Source organism: Cellulomonas fulva, assembly GCF_018531375.1.
In the GTDB taxonomy this organism is placed as follows: domain Bacteria; phylum Actinomycetota; class Actinomycetes; order Actinomycetales; family Cellulomonadaceae; genus Cellulomonas; species Cellulomonas fulva.
This window is the reverse complement of the sequence record NZ_JAHBOH010000001.1, coordinates 890,624-904,382: the sequence shown is the minus strand read 5'-3', so window position 1 is coordinate 904,382 and position 13,759 is coordinate 890,624. Positions and strand designations below refer to the sequence as shown.

At 74.9% G+C, this 13,759-nt stretch carries 16 protein-coding genes and 1 tRNA gene; 8 read left to right on the top strand and 9 right to left on the bottom strand.

All coding sequences use genetic code 11. The features are described 5' to 3' along the window. The first annotated feature begins 24 nt into the window (after nt 1-24). The gene (locus KIN34_RS03955) at nt 25-447 is read left to right on the top strand and encodes an organic hydroperoxide resistance protein (protein WP_214346970.1); all 423 of its coding nucleotides are present in this window, start codon (nt 25-27) and stop codon (nt 445-447) included. 180 nt (nt 448-627) lie between these two features. Here the strand turns inward: KIN34_RS03955 and KIN34_RS03950 are convergent, their stop codons facing one another. Both KIN34_RS03950 and KIN34_RS03945 read right to left on the bottom strand, forming a co-directional pair. Further along, on the bottom strand, nt 628-1,281 hold the full coding sequence (locus KIN34_RS03950) for a response regulator (protein WP_214346967.1): 654 nt from the start codon (nt 1,279-1,281) through the stop codon (nt 628-630). Then, complete coding sequence (locus KIN34_RS03945; RefSeq protein WP_214346965.1) at nt 1,278-2,414, bottom strand: sensor histidine kinase; 1,137 nt, start codon at nt 2,412-2,414, stop codon at nt 1,278-1,280. Before KIN34_RS03945 ends, KIN34_RS03950 begins: the two co-directional genes overlap by 4 nt. A gap of 171 nt (nt 2,415-2,585) precedes the next feature. Between KIN34_RS03945 and KIN34_RS03940 the strand changes: the two genes are divergently transcribed. From KIN34_RS03940 to KIN34_RS03925, 4 genes are all read left to right on the top strand, one after another. Further along, entirely contained in the window at nt 2,586-4,760 is a 2,175-nt protein-coding gene (locus tag KIN34_RS03940; RefSeq protein ID WP_214346962.1) for an MMPL family transporter, read from the top strand. Between the two features lie 125 nt (nt 4,761-4,885). Beyond that, entirely contained in the window at nt 4,886-5,479 is a 594-nt protein-coding gene (locus tag KIN34_RS03935; RefSeq protein ID WP_214346959.1) for a sulfite oxidase-like oxidoreductase, read from the top strand. After that, nucleotides 5,476-6,198 carry a ferredoxin reductase gene (locus KIN34_RS03930; protein WP_307858077.1) on the top strand — a complete coding sequence of 241 codons (723 nt, stop codon included), beginning with the start codon at nt 5,476-5,478 and terminating at the stop codon, nt 6,196-6,198. The genes KIN34_RS03935 and KIN34_RS03930 overlap by 4 nt, the downstream gene beginning before the upstream one ends. Then, nucleotides 6,198-6,488, top strand: a complete 291-nt coding sequence (locus tag KIN34_RS03925; protein ID WP_214346956.1) for a DUF6510 family protein — start codon at nt 6,198-6,200, stop codon at nt 6,486-6,488. Before KIN34_RS03930 ends, KIN34_RS03925 begins: the two co-directional genes overlap by 1 nt. 4 nt (nt 6,489-6,492) lie before the next feature. Here KIN34_RS03925 and abc-f read toward each other — a convergent pair whose 3' ends face one another. Both abc-f and KIN34_RS03915 read right to left on the bottom strand, forming a co-directional pair. Next, complete coding sequence (gene abc-f, locus KIN34_RS03920) at nt 6,493-8,139, bottom strand: ribosomal protection-like ABC-F family protein (RefSeq protein ID WP_214346953.1); 1,647 nt, start codon at nt 8,137-8,139, stop codon at nt 6,493-6,495. 46 nt (nt 8,140-8,185) lie between these two features. Next, nucleotides 8,186-8,341 (bottom strand): hypothetical protein, encoded by a 156-nt coding sequence (locus KIN34_RS03915; protein WP_214346949.1) that lies wholly within the window; start codon nt 8,339-8,341, stop codon nt 8,186-8,188. 107 nt (nt 8,342-8,448) lie between these two features. Between KIN34_RS03915 and KIN34_RS03910 the strand changes: the two genes are divergently transcribed. Further along, a complete protein-coding gene (locus KIN34_RS03910; protein ID WP_214346946.1) occupies nt 8,449-8,853 on the top strand; it encodes a DoxX family membrane protein in 405 nt (134 codons plus the stop codon). 37 nt (nt 8,854-8,890) lie between these two features. Here the strand turns inward: KIN34_RS03910 and KIN34_RS03905 are convergent, their stop codons facing one another. Continuing rightward, entirely contained in the window at nt 8,891-9,310 is a 420-nt protein-coding gene (locus KIN34_RS03905; protein WP_214346943.1) for a hypothetical protein, read from the bottom strand. A 230-nt stretch (nt 9,311-9,540) separates the two neighbouring features. After that, nucleotides 9,541-9,623: transfer RNA gene (locus tag KIN34_RS03900), tRNA-Leu, on the bottom strand. Nucleotides 9,624-9,700: 77 nt separating this feature from the next. On the opposite strand from KIN34_RS03900, the gene KIN34_RS03895 reads away from it, so the two are divergent. Further along, nucleotides 9,701-10,504, top strand: coding sequence for an SDR family oxidoreductase (locus KIN34_RS03895; protein ID WP_214346940.1), 804 nt, complete (start codon nt 9,701-9,703; stop codon nt 10,502-10,504). A gap of 47 nt (nt 10,505-10,551) precedes the next feature. On the opposite strand, the gene KIN34_RS03890 is transcribed toward KIN34_RS03895, so the two are convergent. The 3 genes from KIN34_RS03890 to map all read right to left on the bottom strand — a co-directional run bounded on the left by KIN34_RS03890 (nt 10,552) and on the right by map (nt 13,103). After that, entirely contained in the window at nt 10,552-11,742 is a 1,191-nt protein-coding gene (locus tag KIN34_RS03890) for a GNAT family N-acetyltransferase (protein ID WP_214346937.1), read from the bottom strand. 25 nt (nt 11,743-11,767) lie between these two features. Beyond that, nucleotides 11,768-12,259 (bottom strand): superinfection immunity protein, encoded by a 492-nt coding sequence (locus KIN34_RS03885; RefSeq protein ID WP_214346934.1) that lies wholly within the window; start codon nt 12,257-12,259, stop codon nt 11,768-11,770. A gap of 82 nt (nt 12,260-12,341) precedes the next feature. Beyond that, nucleotides 12,342-13,103, bottom strand: coding sequence for a type I methionyl aminopeptidase (gene map, locus KIN34_RS03880; RefSeq protein ID WP_214351752.1), 762 nt, complete (start codon nt 13,101-13,103; stop codon nt 12,342-12,344). A gap of 241 nt (nt 13,104-13,344) precedes the next feature. Here map and KIN34_RS03875 point away from each other — a divergent pair, with 241 nt between their 5' ends. Continuing rightward, the gene (locus KIN34_RS03875; protein ID WP_214346931.1) at nt 13,345-13,704 is read left to right on the top strand and encodes a YciI family protein; all 360 of its coding nucleotides are present in this window, start codon (nt 13,345-13,347) and stop codon (nt 13,702-13,704) included. Nucleotides 13,705-13,759: the final 55 nt, after the last annotated feature.

The following is a 13,759-nucleotide window of genomic DNA, read 5'->3' as shown; positions in this document are numbered from 1 at the left end:
TGCCGGGACCGCCAGAGGAGCGTCATGACCGCCGTCTACACCGCCGTCGCCACCGCCACCGGAGAGGGCCGCTCGGGGCACACCCGCTCGTCGGACGGCCTGATCGACCTGGACCTCGCCATCCCGAAGGAGATGGGCGGCCCCGGCGGCCTGACCAACCCGGAGCAGCTGTTCGCCGCCGGGTACGCCGCGTGCTTCCACAGCGCGCTGGCGAGCGTCGCCCGCTCGCGCAAGGTGACGTACGTGGACTCCGCGGTCACCGCCGAGGTCGGCATCGGCCCGCGTGCGGAGGGCGGCTTCGGGCTCGAGGTCACGCTGCGCGTGGAGCTCGGCGGGATCGACCAGGCCGCCGCGGAGGAGCTGGTCGAGGCCGCGCACCAGGTCTGCCCGTACTCCAACGCGACGCGCGGCAACGTCCCGGTCACCCTGGAGACGACGACCGCCTGACGAGCCCGGCCCCACCCGCCGGCCCCACCGTCGCCGACCCGGGCGCGACCGAGCCGTGATCGCACGGGTGGTCGCATCGAGAGCGCCCGTGACGGTCGCTCCGGATGCCACCACCGGTGCGGCGACGAGCAGGGCGGTGGGCGGGGGTGACGGGGTGGGGACAGACGCGGGGGCCGGCCGTCAGGGGCGGACGCGGCCCGTCTCGTAGGCCCACATCGCGATCTCGACGCGGTTGCGCGCGCCCAGCTTCGTCATCAGGCCGGTCAGGTGCGTCTTGACCGTGCTCAGGCTGATGTGGAGCTCGGTCGCGATCTCCGCGTTGGTCAGGCCGCGGGCCACGGTCGCCAGCACCTGCTCCTCGCGCCCGGTCAGCGGCTCGAGCGGGTCGCGACGGACGGCGTGGCGGGCCTCGGCGAACGCCGCGAGCAGCCGGACGGTCACGGCCGGGGCGATGAGCGCCTCGCCGGACGCCGCCGCCCGCACCGCCTGCGCCAGCAGCTCGGGTCCCGCGTCCTTGAGCAGGAACCCGCGGGCCCCCGCGCGCAGCGCGCCGTGCACGTACTCGTCCAGGTCGAACGTCGTGATGACGACGACCGCGAGCGGCTCGGCGACGTCGGGTCCGGCCAGCTCCCGCGTCGCCGCGAGCCCGTCCAGCTCCGGCATGCGGATGTCGAGCAGGCACACGTCCGGCCGCAGCTCCCGGGCCAGGCGGACGGCGGTGCGCCCGTCGCCCGCCTCCGCCACCACCTCGATGCCGGGCTGCGCGTCGAGGATCATCCGCAGGCCGGTGCGCACGATCTCCTGGTCGTCGGCCACCAGCACGCGGATGCTCATGGGCGCAGCCTCTCGCGCGGGAGCTCGGCCGTGACCAGCCATCCACGATCCGTCGGGCCCGCGACGAGCGTGCCGCCCAGCAACGACGCCCGCTCGGTCATCCCGGCGATCCCGTAGCCGCCCCCGCGCGCGGGACCGGCCGCCTCGCCGTCGTCGGACACGGTGCAGCGGACCGCGTCGTCGTCGCCGACGACCCGCACGACGATCCTCGTCGCGGACCGCGCGTGCCGGACCGCGTTGGTGACCGACTCCTGCGCGATCCGGTAGACCGCACCGCCCACGGCCGGGCCCAGGTCGTCGAGCCGGCCCGTCCGCTCGACCACCACGCGCGGGTCGATCGCCGCCAGCCCGGGCACGTCGGCGGCGTCGCGCGTGGGCGCGAGGGCGGCCTCGTCGGACCCCCGCAGCGCGCCGACGAGCGTGCGCATCTCCGCGAGCGTGCGCGCGCCCTCCTGCTCGATCACGGCCAGCGCCTCCGCGGCGGCCGCGGGGTCCGCCCCCGCGACCACGCGCCCGGCCTGCGCGCGCACGACGATCGCGGACACGTGGTGCGCCACCGTGTCGTGCAGCTCGCGCGCCAGCTGCTCGCGCTCGCGCAGCCGCACCGCGTCGAGCGTGCGCGCGCGGGACGTGACGGACAGCCGTACGACGAGCCCGACGACCGCGGGCGCCGCCATGAAGCAGAACGCGGCGATCGTCTCCACGACGGACGTCCAGTCGCGCGCGATCCCGAGCGTGAAGGCCGTGAGCAGCACCGCTGAGCCGAGCACCACCTGCCGGCCCGAGCCCCACCGGTACAGCGCGTAGCCGAGCAGCAGGACGAACGCCATCGACCCCAGGCCGATCTCCTTCGTCGTGCCGGTCGCCCGCGCCACCGCGTCGACGACGATCACCGTGGAGAACGCGACGACGACCGTCGTGAGCGGGTGCGTCCGCCGCCACAGGAGCGTCCCGGCGAGCACGAGCGCCATCACCCATGCGGCCACCGGCCACGCGACGTCCTTGCGCAGCGTCACCTCGAGCGTCGCGCCGACGACGACGAGCCCGACGAGCGCCCAGTCCCGCCAGACGCGCACGGGCGGGTCCGGCACGGGCGGCAGCGCCCACAGGCGTCGGGCGGCGTCGGGGATCACGCGCCCAGCGTAGGGACCGCGGCTGCCGCGCGGATCGGCCGAAAGGACGGGCCTGACCTGCCCGTTCGGCGGGTCGAGCGCGGACCTCGCGGCCGATGTGGCGCACCGGCCCGTCTCGCGAGGATCGACGCGACCCCAGCCGCCGCTCGTCGTGAACCCCCGGAGGACCCCATGCTGTCCCAGACCCTGTACCGGCTCGCCCGGTGGACCACCCGCCGCCGGTGGGTGGTGATCGGCGCGTGGCTCGCCCTCGCGGTCGTCGTCGCGGGCGCCGCCGGCGCGTCCGGCGCCAAGCTCGAGGACGGGTTCACCGTGCCCGGCCTGGACTCGCAGCAGGCCAACGACCTGATCGCCGCGTCCGGCGGCGGCCAGGACGGCATCACCGCGCAGGTGGTTGTCACCCCCGCCGGGGACGGCACGTTCCGGTCCGACGAGGCCGCGCGCACGGCCCTCGCGCAGCTGCAGACCGACGTCGCGGCGCTCCCGCACGTGCTCGGCACCACGGACCCGTCCGGGGCGCTGGCGACCGACGCCTCCGCGACGAGCGGCGTGGTCTCGTCCGACGGCCGCGTCGCGCTGCTGCGCGTGCAGTACCCGACGCTCGACCAGCTGTCCGCGGCCGACCTCGAGGCGCTCAAGGCGGTGCCGCACGACGCGGCGCTGCGCGTCGAGATGGGCGGGGACCTGTTCTTCGCCTACGAGGGATCGGGGGAGAACCTCGGCGAGCTCGTCGGCATCCTCGCCGCGCTCGTGATCCTGCTGCTCGCGTTCGGCTCGTTCGTCGCGGCGCTGCTGCCGGTCGGGATGGCCGTGCTGGGCCTGGCCGTCGGCATCGGCGGGATGACGCTGCTCGCCTCGGTGATGACGGTGCCGAGCTACGCGCCGGTGCTCGGCGCGATGGTCGGCCTGGGCGTCGGGATCGACTACGCGCTGTTCGTCGTGACGCGGCACCGCGAGAACCTCGCGCGGCTGGTGCCGGCCGACGAGTCGATCGCGCGGGCCCTGGCGACCGCGGGCCGTCCCGTGGTGTTCGCGGGCGGGATCGTCGTCGTCTCGATCCTGGGGCTCGCCGTCGCGGGCGTGCCGTTCATGACCGCGGGCGGCATCGCGATCTCGCTCGTCGTGCTGGTGATGGTCGTCGCGTCCGCGACGCTCCTGCCCGCGCTGCTCGCCGTGGCGGGCCGCCGTGTGGTGGGCCGGCGACGCCTGGCGACGACGAGCCCGCGGTGGGAGCGCTGGACGCGGCACGTGACCCGGCACCCCGGCATCTACGCGGTGGGCGTGAGCCTGGTCCTGCTGGCCCTGGCCGCGCCCGTCGTCGGACTGCGGGTCGGCATCCCCGACGACGGTGCGCTGCCGCCCAGCCGGACCGAGCGGCAGGCCTACGACCTGGTGGCCGAGGGCTTCGGGCCGGGCCGCAACGGGCCGCTCGTCGTGGCCGTGGAGCTGGCCGGCGACCCGGCTGCCGCGTCCGCCGTCGCCGCGGCGGTGGCCGCCGACCCCGGTGTCGCCGGCGTCGAGGAGCCCGTGGTGCGCGGCGACCTCGCGACGATCGTCGCCTACGCCACCACCGGTCCCCAGGAGGAGGCGACCGCGGACACCATCGCGCGGCTGCGGGCCGACGTGTTCCCCGCGGCGCTCGCGGACAGCGCGGCCGTCGCGCACGTCGGCGGGCAGACCGCGAACTTCGCCGACGTGGGCCAGCGCGTGAACGACCGGCTGCCGGTCTTCGTCGGGGCCGTCCTGGCGATGTCCTTCCTGCTGCTCATGCTGGTGTTCCGCTCGGTGCTGGTCCCGCTCAAGGCCGTGCTGCTCAACCTGCTGAGCATCGGTGCCGCCTACGGCGTGATGGTCATGGTCTTCCAGTGGGGCTGGGGCGCCGACCTGATCGGGCTCGAGGCGACCGTGCCGATCGTGTCCTTCATCCCGATGTTCATGTTCGCGCTGCTGTTCGGGCTGTCCATGGACTACGAGGTGTTCCTCCTGTCCCGCGTCCGGGAGTCCTACGCGGAGACGGGATCCAACGACGAGGCCGTGGTCCGCGGCATCGCGCGCACCGGCCGGGTCATCACCTCCGCCGCCGCGATCATGGTCTGCGTCTTCCTGGCCTTCGTGCTGGGCGAGGACGCCGCGACCAAGATGTTCGGCGTCGGCCTGGCCACCGCGATCCTGGTCGACGCGACCCTGGTCCGGCTGGTGCTGGTCCCCGCGACCATGAAGCTGCTCGGCACCGCGAACTGGTGGCTGCCCGCCTGGCTGGACCGCGTCCTGCCGCACGTGGACGTGGGCCACGACCCGGAGCCCGCCGCCGTCCCGGTCCCCGCCCCGGCGCCCGCGCGCGTCTGACCGCGGGCGCCCTCGCCGCACCGGTGGTCGCACCCGGAGCGACCCTCACGGTCGCTTCCGATGCCGCCACCGGTGCGGCGACCGGCAGTAGGCTCGCGACGTCACGCGAGACACACGGAGGAGCGATGGCCGAGTTCTCCCGCGGGTTCGGCGGTCGTCGCCGGGACACCGACGTGCGGCTGCCCCCGGGGCAGTACCTCACGGAGGACTTCCCGGTGCTGTCCGCCGGGCCGACGCCGCGGATCCCCACCGACGAGTGGGCGTTCAGCATCACGACGGAGACCGGCGAGCGGCTCACCTGGAGCTGGGCCGAGCTGATGGCCCTGCCGGCCGAGCAGGTCACCACCGACATCCACTGCGTGACGCGCTGGTCGAAGCTCGGCACGTCGTGGCGCGGGGTCTCGCTCGACGTGCTGTTCGCCGATGTCGAGACGTCGTTGGACTTCGCGATGGTGCACTCCTACGGCGGCTACACCACCAACGTCGCGCTCGAGGACCTGCTCGACGAGCGGTCCTGGGTCGCGTTCGAGTTCGACGGCGAGCCGCTCGACCCCGAGCACGGCGGTCCCGCGCGGCTGCTGGTGCCGCACCTGTACTTCTGGAAGAGCGCCAAGTGGGTGCGCGGGATCGAGCTGCAGGAGCGCGACGACCCCGGCTTCTGGGAGCAGAACGGCTACCACCTGCACGGCGACCCGTGGACGGAGGAGCGCTACTGGTGAGCGCGCCCCGGTGGATGCCGGCGCGGGTGGCCGAGGCGGTGCCGAGCACGGCGCACGCGCGCGTCCTGCGGCTGGCGGTGCCCGGCTGGCCCGGCAACCTGCCCGGTCAGCACCTCGACGTCCGGCTCACGGCCGAAGACGGCTACCAGGCCGAGCGCTCCTACTCGATCGCCTCGTCGGGTCCCGGCGAGCTCGTGGAGCTCGCGGTCGACGAGGTCGTGGACGGCGAGGTCTCGCACTACCTGGTCCGCGTCGTCGAGCCCGGTGACGCGATGGAGGTCAAGGGGCCGCTCGGCGCGTACTTCGTGTGGGACGCGGGCGATCCGTCCCCCGTGCAGCTCGTCGCGGGCGGGTCCGGGATCGTCCCGCTGCTCGCCATGCTGCGCGCCCGGGTGGCCGGTGGGGTCGGCGGACCGTTCCGGCTGCTGTACTCGGTGCGCTCCGCGGCCGACGCGATGTACCGCGACGAGATCGACGCGCTGGCGTCCGGCGACATCGAGGTGACCTGGGCGTACACGCGCGCGGCCCCGGACGGCTGGGGTGGGCGCGTCGGGCGCCTGGGCCCGACGGAGGTCGCCGCCGCGACGTGGCCGCCGGACCAGAAGCCGCTGACCTACGTGTGCGGTCCCACGGGCTTCGTCGAGGCCGCGGCCGACGCGCTCGTCGCCGCGGGTCATGACCCGCTGCGGGTCCGCACCGAGAGATTCGGAGGCCGGTGATGAGGCAGCACCCGGAGGGTCCGCGCGGTCCCGCGGAGGTCGTCGACGGCAACGCGATCGCCGGCAGCCTGCGCGCGCTGCTCGAGACGGACGCGACCGTCGTGGTCGTCGAGTGCGCCCACTGCGGCGCCTCCGCCCCGATGGCGACGGCGGTCGTGGAGGTCGACGAGCGCGCGGCGATCGTGCGGTGCCGCGGGTGCACGCGCACCCTGTTCACGGTCCTGCGTCACGACGAGCGCGTCGAGCTGCGGATCGCGGCCGTCGCCTCGCTGAGCACGCCGCCGGCGTGACCGGTCAGTCCCGGGGCACCTCGAGCACCTGACCGTCGTCCACGTGCCACCGGCGCGTCAGGCGGACGGTGTCGAGCATCCGACGGTCGTGCGTGACCAGCAGGATCGTCCCCTCGAACGACTCCATCGCCTGCTCGAGCTGCTCGATCGCGGGCAGGTCGAGGTGGTTCGTCGGCTCGTCGAGCACCAGCAGGTTGACGCCGCGGGCCTGCAGCAGCGCGAGCGTCGCGCGCGTGCGCTCGCCGGGTGACAGCGAGGAGGCGGGCCGCCCGACCTGGTGCCCGGCGAGGCCGAACTTCGCGAGCAGCGTCCGCACGTCCGCGGTGGTCCAGTCCGGCACCTCGCGCGCGAACGCGTCGCCGACGGGCTCGTCGCCCTCGAACGCGGCACGCGCCTGGTCGACCTCCCCGACGAGCACGCCCGAGCCGAGCGTCGCGCTGCCCTCGTCGGGCGCCAGACGGCCGAGCAGCAGCGCGAGCAGCGTCGACTTGCCGGAGCCGTTGGGGCCGGTCACCGCGACCCGGTCCTGCCAGTCGAGCTGCAGGTCGACGGGGCCGAGCACGAAGCCACCGCGCCGCACCACGGCGGCCCGCGCGGTCGCGACCACCGCCCCCGAGCGCGGTGCTGCCGCGATGCTCATCCGGAGCTGCCACTCCTTGCGCGGCTCCTCGACCACCTCGAGGCGCTCGATCATCTTGTCCGTCTGGCGCGCCTTGGCCGCCTGCTTCTCCGCGGTCTCGCCGCGGTGGTGCTTCACGTGCTTGTCGGGGTCCGTCGCCTTGCGCCGGGCGTTGCGCACGCCCTTCTCCATCCAGGCGCGCTGCATCCGGGCGCGCGCCGCGAGGGCATCACGGCGGCCCGCGTAGGCCTCGTACGCCTCGCGCGCCTGCCGCCGGGCCGTCGACCGCTCCTCGAGGTACGCGTCGTACGAGCCGCCGTACGTCGCCACGCGCTGCAGGCTGCGGTCGATCTCGACGACCGTGGTGACGGTCCGGGCCAGGAACTCGCGGTCGTGGGAGACGACGACGACGGGCGCCTGCGCCTCCTGCACGAACTCCTCGAGCCGGTCGAGGCCGTCGGCGTCCAGGTCGTTCGTCGGCTCGTCGAGCAGGTACAGGTCGAACCGGGACAGCAGCAGCGCCGCCAGCCCCACGCGTGCGGCCTGCCCGCCGGAGAGCGCGGTCATGGGCAGGTCGAGGTCCACCGCGAGCCCGAGGTCGTCGGCCACGACGCCCAGCCGCGAGTCCAGGTCCGCGCCGCCGAGCGCCATCCACGTCTCCAGGGCGGAGGTGAACACGTCACCGGCGTCGGGCTCGTCGGCCGCGAGCGCGTCCGACGCCGCGTCCATGGCGCGCTGCGCGTCGAGGACGCCGGTGCGCCGCTCGAGGAAGGTGCGCACGGTCTCGTCGGACCGCCGCTCGACCTCCTGCCGCAGGTACCCGACCTGCGCGGTCGGCGGCGACAGCGTCACCGTGCCGCCGTCCGGCGCGCGGCTGCCCGCGAGGATGGTCAGCAGGGTGGTCTTGCCCGCGCCGTTCGGTCCGACGAGCCCGACGACGTCGCCGGGAGCCACCACGAGGTCGAGGCCGGCGAACAGCTCACGGTCGCCGAACGCCGCGGACACCCGGCGGGCCTGGAGGGTCGCGCTCATGCCCCCATCCTGCCGGTCGCCCGCGTCCCGGCGGGACGCGGGCGCGTCAGGTGCGCGAGCGCATCCGGCCGACGAGCCAGCCGATCAGGCTGATCACGAGCAGTGCGATGCCGATCCAGAGGATGATCTTCGCGGCCTCGATCGCGATGCCGAGGACCACCATGACGACGGCGATGATGATGAGGATGAGCCAGAGAGCCATCCCGTGATCCTGCCCCGGCCCGGGCGCGCCCGCTCGTCGAGCCGGGGACGCGGGAGGACGCCGCCTCCCGAGGTGCCGCCGCGCGCCCGCACGCGTCTACTGGTCACATGCGCATCGCGAGCCTTCCCCCGCGCCTGGCGACCGGCGCGTTCATCCTGCACGAGGGCCTGGGCAAGCTCCGGGGCGACGAGGAGCGCGCGAAGGGCGTGCACGGAGCCGCCGCCGACGCCTACCCGTTCCTCCAGCACGTGCCGCCGACGAGGTTCCTCCGCCTGCTCGGCATCGCCGAGGTGACCCTCGGCGCCGCGCTCCTGGTCCCGTTCGTCCCCGACCGGCTCGCGGGAACCGGCCTGACCGCGTTCTCCGGCGGGCTGCTGGGCATGTACCTGCGCACGCCGGGGATGCACGAGCCCGGCAGCGTCTGGCCGACGCCGGACGGCCTCGCCGTCAGCAAGGACGTCTGGATGCTCGGGATCGGTGTCGGACTCGTGGCGTCCCGCAGCCGGCCGTGACGCACCGAGCCGTGAGGCGACACCCTCGGGATCTCGCTCAGGGCTCGGTGGTGAGGGCGGTGGCGACCGGGCAGGGCGCCTCGGTGACGCAGATGTCGGACGCGAACCGCACGCAGCTGCCCTCGGCCGCGACGGTGTACTCGGCGGGCAGCGCGTCCGTCGGCGGGCTGTCCACGAACCGGCGCTCGGCGCCAGGCTCGAGCTCGACGGTGCCGACGACCTCCCACACGGACGCGTCGGGCGCCCGGCGGGCGACGAGGTACTCGGTGGCAGCCAGGTGCTCGCGCGTGTCCCGCCAGGTCACGACGACGTCCGCGCCGTCCGGCTCGGCGACGACCTCTTCGATGTCGACCGCGAGCGCGCAGTGCTCCTCGAGACCGACACCCGCGCTCGACGGCGGCGCGGGGTCCGGAGTGGCGCCGCACCCCGTCAGCACCACGACGGCGACACCCGTCATGCACCACGCACTCAGCGTCGCCCTCATCGCGCCCCCTCGCCCGACCGCCGACCGGCGGTGCCCTGAGCGTGAGGGACAGGCGGGGCGTCCGGGGTGATTCGCTGAGATGTCACCGGATCGGGCGAGCCGCCTCCGCGGCGGGCCGGTACAGGATCGTCCGCCGCGTCTCGAGGCCACGCCGGAACGACGAACGGCCCGGATCCCGAGGGATCCGAGCCGTTCGATCTGTGTGCGCGAGGGGGGATTTGAACCCCCACGCCCTTTCGGACACTGGCACCTGAAGCCAGCGCGTCTGCCGTTCCGCCACTCGCGCGCGCCGCAGAAGATTAGCACGGCTGGAGGGTGGTCCAAGACCAGGTGAGGGAGGGCGGCGCCTGCCAGGATGGCGGGGTGGACGACGACGCTGCACGCGACGACGACGCCCCGGTGCTGGTCACCGGCGGCACCGGCATGCTGGGCCGCGAGGTGGTGGCGGAGCTGCTGCGGCGCGGTCGCGCGGTGCGGCTGCTGAGCCGCCGGCCGGCCACGGACGACGCGCCGGGGATCGGGCGCGTGGTGGGGGACCTGACGACCGGCGCCGGTCTGGACACGGCCCTGGCCGGCGTGGCCGCGGTGATCCACTGCGCCAGCGAGCCGGGGACGCCCGCGCGCGACGTCGAGGCCGCGGGACGGCTGCTGATCGCCGCGCGGGCGGCCGGCACGCCGCACCTGGTGTTCATCTCGATCGTCGGCGTCGACGCGATCCCGTACTCCTACTACCGCGCCAAGCTCGAGGTCGAGGGACTGGTGGAGGCGGGCGGCGTCCCGTGGACCACGCTCCGCGCGACGCAGTTCCACCAGTTCGTGCCGCGGCTCCTGGACCGGATGACCGTCGCGGGGCTGACGGTGCTGCCCGGCGGGACGAGCGTGCAGCCGGTCGAGGTGCGGGAGGTGGCCGCGCGGCTCGTCGACCTGGTGGCCGCGGGTCCGTCCGGACGGGTCGAGGACCTGGCCGGTCCGCAGGTGCTGAGCGCCCGGGAGGCGTACCGGATCGTCGCGGCGGCGCAGGGCCGGCGGCCGCGGAGCGTGTCCGTGCCGCTGCCCGGGAAGGCGTTCGCCGCGGTGCGCGCGGGGCACCACCTCGCGCCGCCGGACCACGCGACCGGTCGGGTCACGTTGGCGGAGGCCCTGGCCGACGAGGCCGCGCAGGGCTGACGCTCGCCGGCTCGTCGGCGCCGCGCCGGGGACGCAGGACGCCCGCGTCACGGACGCAGGTCGAACCAGAAGCAGCGCGCGTGCGCGAGGCGCTCGGGGTCGTAGCCGTCCCACTTCGAGGCGGGGACCGCGTCCTGCGGCACCTCGCGGAAGCCTCGTCGCACGAAGAAGGCGGCGGCGTCGTCGGACACGGTCACCGCGAACAGCGCCCGCAGCCCGGCCCCGCGCGCCCGCTCCACCAGGCCGTCGACCAGCAGCCCGCCGGAGCCGGCGCCGGAGAACTCGCTGACGGTGATGAGGGCGGAGACCTCGCCGAGCCCGTCCCGTCCGTACGGCTCGGTCTCGAGCCCGACGATGCCGGCGAGGTGGCCGGTGCGCAGCACGCGGGCGCCGAGCCCGCCGACCGCCATCCGGGCCACCTGCTCGCGGCTGCGCGGCTTGAGCACGCCGTCGGCGACGCCCTGGGCCACCAGCCGCTCGACCGCCGGCAGGTCGTCGACCCGCAGCTCGGTCAGGTGGACGTAGCCGCCGAGGGTCAGGAGCGTCCCGGTGCCGTCGAACGTGAACAGCTCCAGCTCGATGTCCTGCGCGCGGCACAGGTTGACGCTGAACGCGCCGCCGCGCAGCGCGGTCTCCGCGGCGTGCAGCAGGCTGCCGTCCCCGCGCTCCCGCAGCGCCGAGTCGAGCGCGTCGCGGTGCAGCTCGAGGTCGACGAAGCTCCGCGGCGGGTCGCCCCAGCCGCCGTCCGGGTCCGTGAGCACCACCTTGGACGCGCCGAGCCCCGCGGCGACGAACCCCGCGCTGGCGGCCACGGCCCGCGGGTCGGCGGCCACGACGACGACCACGCGGGCGTCGGTCGCCGTGATCCACAGGCCGGCGAGGGCGTCCTCGGACCAGACCGTGGGCGCGGTGAGCACCGCCGCCTCGCCGAGCGCCGGGTGGAGCCGGGCCTGCAGCCGGGCCGCGTCGCCCTGGTCGGCGACGACGAGCACCAGGCGGGTGTCGCCCTCGTCGAAGCCGCGCACGGTGCGGGACAGCGGCTCGAGCGCGTCGTCGTCGAGGACGGGCAGCGAGAGCACGATCGTGACGCCGCGGAACTCCTGGACGAAGAACGCCCGCTCCGAGTCCGGGATGGCACCGGGCTGCCCGGCCCGCGGCGTCGCGCGCTGCTCCCGCTCCGCGTGCACGGACGGGCGCGGGCGGACGGGCTCGGGGGCGCCGTGGATCGAGGAGGACATCGCGGACCAGTGTGGACCAGCGCGGTCAGGCGCGGTGGCCCGTCCAGCGCGCGCCGTCCCAGAACGCGTGGCTGCCGTCCGGCTGCGGGTACCAGCCGGCCGGCGCGGGCAGGGGCGCGATCCGCACCATGTGGTGCGGCAGGACGCTCCAGACGAGGCAGATCAGCCAGCCGATGCCGGTCCACCCGAGCAGGAGCGTGACCCAGAAGATCGACCAGCGGTCCGCCTTGCCGCGCGTCGCCGCGATCGCCCACGGCAGCAGGTAGAAGCCGGTGAAGAGCACCAGCAGCCACGCCACCAGGACGGTCACGCCGCTCGGGACCACCTGGTCGCTGCGGACGGTCGACCAGGCGATCGACGGGACGGGGGCACCGTCGCGGACGTCGTCGTACCCGGGGTGGACCGGGGGCGCCGTACCGTACGGCGCCGTGCCGTACGGCGCCGTGCCGTACGCGACCGGTTCAGCCGGCAGGTCGTAGGGCCGTGCCCCGGAGTCGTACCGGTCGTTGCCGCTCATCGCACGATCACCGGGTCCCCCTGCCGTCGGTCCCACGTCGTCAGTCCCACGTCGTCAGTCCCACGCTGTCAGTCCCACGCTGTCAGTCCCGCGCCGTCAGGACGACAGGGCCGTCCTTGGTGAGGGCGACGGTGTGCTCGAAGTGCGCCGCGAGCGACCCGTCCGCGGACCGGATGGTCCAGCCGTCGGGGTCCACCACGTACTCGTCGCCGCCCGCCATGAACCACGGCTCGATCGCCACGACCAGGCCGGCCTGGAGCTTGAGCCCGCTGCGCCGGCGGCCGTCGTTCGGGACGTGCGGGTCCTCGTGCATCGTCCGGCCGACGCCGTGGCCGCCGAAGTCGGTGTTGATGCCGTAGCCGCCCTTGTGGCCGACCTCGCCGATCGCGGCCGAGACGTCCCCCATCCGCCCGCCGACCCTGGCGGCGGCGATGCCGGCGGCGAGCGCGCGCTCCGTGGTCTCGATCAGGCGCTGCGCCTCCGGCGTGGGCGTGCCGAGCTGGAACGTGATCGCCGAGTCCGCGACCCATCCCTGCACCTGCGCCGCGAAGTCGATCGAGAGCACGTCCCCGTCCTGCAGGACGTACGACGAGGGGAGCCCGTGCAGCGCCGCGTCGTTCACCGAGGTGCACAGCACGCCCGGGTACGGCATCGCGCCGAAGGACGGGTGGTAGCCGAGGTAGACGGAGTGCGCGCCGGCGTCCCGGATCATGCCGTGGGCGTGGTCATTGAGCTGCTGCAGCGTCATCCCGACCGTCGCGACATCCCGCAGCGAGGACAGGACCCCGGCGACGAACGTCCCGGCCGGGCGCATCGCGGCGATGTCCGCCGCACTCTTCAGCATCACGCCCCCACCTTGCCACCCCGGAGGCCGGCGACGACGTCGTCGGTCACCCAGGTGCACGTCGTCCACGTGGTCTGGACCACCTGAGCCGCATGTGCTGGCCGGACACCGGGGGCGCCGAGGTCACCGCGCTCGCGCAGAGCCGCTTGCCCGCGGCCTAGTGTCGAACGCGGGAGTCCGACCGCGTCACCCCGACGAGGCGGGACGGACGGACCCGCCGCCGGGGAGGCGAGGAGGGGCCATGACACAGGCGACGCACATGGTGCTGCTGTGGGGCGACGAGCGCGCGTGGGCCGCGCGCACGCCGCAGGAGGAGACGGTGAACGGCGCGGCGCACGAGCGCTTCCGGGCGCTCGCGGTCGAGCGCGGGCACGTGCTCGTCGCGAGCGAGGAGCTCGCCGCCGCACCGGTCGGGAAGGTGGTCCGACGACGAGCGGCGGGCGCGCCGCCGAGCGTCACCGACGGGCCGTTCGGCGAGCTCACCGAGGTGGTCGGCGGCTTCTACCTGGTCGCGACCGACGAGCCCGAGGACCTCGTCGCGCTCGTCGCCGACGTGCTGCTCGAGGACGCCGAGATCCGGCCGGTGGTGGACCACTCCTGACCGTCGGGGAGACAGCCGGGGAGCCAGTCGGGGAGAGCGTCGGAAAAAGCGTGTG